3 protein-coding genes and 1 pseudogene are annotated in these 2,133 nt (G+C 55.4%); all 4 read left to right on the top strand.

What is annotated here, in order from left to right; genetic code table 11:
• A pseudogene (locus CJ255_RS23895) lies at positions 1 to 463 on the top strand (hypothetical protein); the annotation flags it as partial.
• A gap of 240 nt (positions 464 to 703) precedes the next feature.
• Complete coding sequence (locus CJ255_RS21780; RefSeq protein WP_097646171.1) at positions 704 to 976, top strand: hypothetical protein; 273 nt, start codon at positions 704 to 706, stop codon at positions 974 to 976.
• Positions 963 to 1,616: a hypothetical protein gene (locus tag CJ255_RS21775; protein WP_097646170.1), complete on the top strand. Its 654-nt coding sequence runs from the start codon at positions 963 to 965 to the stop codon at positions 1,614 to 1,616. The genes CJ255_RS21780 and CJ255_RS21775 overlap by 14 nt, the downstream gene beginning before the upstream one ends.
• A gap of 35 nt (positions 1,617 to 1,651) precedes the next feature.
• On the top strand, positions 1,652 to 2,133 hold a 482-nt coding region (locus CJ255_RS21770; RefSeq protein ID WP_165774884.1), incomplete at its 3' end, for an Rpn family recombination-promoting nuclease/putative transposase.

The raw sequence follows: 2,133 nt of genomic DNA, 5'->3' as shown, positions 1-2,133 counted from the left end.
CTCCGGTCAGGACGATATGCTGACGCTGCTGCGCTACCTCGCCGCCGCTGGCAAGCATGTGACGCTGCAAGAGATCATTGACGTGGTAGGGACAACCATTCCCTTGGGAGGTGCGCTCATGGGTACCATTGCCGAAGAATTGATTGAGCAAGGCATGCAAAAGGGTAAGCAACTCGGCATGCAAGAGGGTGAACAAATTGGCCTGCAAAAGGGTGAACAAATCGGCTTGCAAAAGGGCTTGCGGCAGGGTAAGCAAATCGGCCTGCAAAAGGGCGAGTTGATCGGCCTGCAAAAGGGCATCCGCCTCTCCTTGAAGTGCAAATTCGGCACCGAGGGCGAAGCCCTGATGCAAACGATCACGACCATTGAAGATGTCGCACTACTCCAGTTGCTCGCCGATGTCATTGAGCATACCGAGAATGTTGCGGAGTTGCGGGCGTGGCTGGCGGATGAGGCGGGGTAGTGTTGGGGAGCGGGGAGCAGGTATCAAGCGATGAATAACGCAAAGCAACCTTCGCCAAGCAACGTAAACCAGACGGCGCAAGAGCGTCGCCTACAGTTTCGTCTATACGCCAGCCGAGTTTCGTCAATTGGCGCAAGAACGCTCCTTTGTGCGTAGTGAGATTGTGGCGAAGGGCCGGGTATTGTATGAACAGTGTTGATGGGTTGAGGAACGCCGTTCCTGCGAGCAAAAGGGGGTGAAATGATAGCGTCACATGGCTCAGATAGCTCATTGGCAACGAGCAAACTGCTGCTTGAATATTGGCGCACAGCCCCATCATGGCAGAAGTTACAAGCCATTAATGATCTTAATGCGGCGCTTAAAATCCTGGCATTGAGTGATTTGCGAAGACGCCATCCGACCGAGTCGGATGCACAACTCCAGCGTCGCTTGGCGACTCGCTGGCTGGGTGCAGAGCTTGCTGAGCGCGTTTATGGCCCTCATGCTGACGGACATATTGATGCAACCGAATGAAGTTCTTCTCTTCATTACCGATGCGCTAGATGCGCTCGGGGTTATGTATTGCGTTGGCGGCTCGTTCGCAAGTTCGACCTATGGTGAGCCACGAGCCACTCGTGATGTAGACATCCTCGCTGCGTTACCTGCTACCAAGGCACGACCCTTTGTTTTGCAGATCGAAGCGGAGTTTTTCGTCCAGCTTAGCGATCTGTATGATGCCATCACCTTAGCACCCTCACTCCACAATAGTCCTATGCAGCGGGCGTCTTGCAACCTCGTACACCGCAACAGCTTCTTTCGCGTCGATCTCTTCATCGCATCAGACCGTCCGTATGAGCGTGCGCAGTTCGCACGGCGCATCCCCCAGATTGTCGCAATCAACCCTGAGCGACAAGCCTACTTTGTCAGTCCAGAAGATATTATTCTGCTTAAACTGGACTGGTATCGCATGGCACAGGGTATCCTTGATCGTCAATGGAGCGATGTTCAGGCTGTGTTGGCAACGCAGGGTGATACGCTCGATACGGCGTACTTGCGCCATTGGGCAAAACAACTGGCGATTTCCGACCTCCTCGATGCGGCCCTGCGCGGAGTACCACCACCACGACTGACGCCGCCGGACGATGCGGCAGCGCAGTTACGGCTGGATTTGTAATCATCTGAACGAAGCTTCCATGTAAAGTAGCCGCAATGACCGACCTCACCAACCCACACGACAAGTTCTTCAAAATGGCCTTGGGCCAACCCGAGGATGCCGCACAGTTTCTGCGCCACTTTCTGCCTGCTGAGGTGGTAGAACACCTCGATCTCGCGCACATTCAGCCAGTGAAGGATTCATTCGTTGATGCCACTCTGAAAGAACACTTCTCCGATCTGCTCTTTGCAGTGCCCCTGCGCGAAACTGACGCGCAGGCCTTCGTCTGTATCCTCTTTGAACATAAGAGCTCGGTAGACCACCTGACCCCGCTGCAGGTGTTGCGCTACATGGTGCAAAGCTGGGATGCCATGCAGCGCCAGCAGCGCCCGCTCGCCCCCATCTTGCCCATTGTGGTCTACCATGGCACGCAACGCTGGACGGTCGCGACCGACTTCCAAGCCCTCTTCGATCTGCCTGCCGCGCTCCAGCGCTACACGCCAACCTTTCACTACCACCTGAGCGACCTGACGACCGC

It is taken from the genome of Candidatus Viridilinea mediisalina (genome assembly GCF_002532535.1).
GTDB lineage: Bacteria > Chloroflexota > Chloroflexia > Chloroflexales > Chloroflexaceae > Viridilinea > Viridilinea mediisalina.
This window is presented reverse-complemented; position numbering and strand designations above follow the sequence as displayed.

Coding starts and splice junctions, on each gene's coding strand:
- CJ255_RS21780 (WP_097646171.1), top strand. CDS start 704: ATGATAGCGTCACATGGCTCAGATAGCTCATTGGCAACGAGCAAACTG.
- CJ255_RS21775 (WP_097646170.1), top strand. CDS start 963: ATGCAACCGAATGAAGTTCTTCTCTTCATTACCGATGCGCTAGATGCG.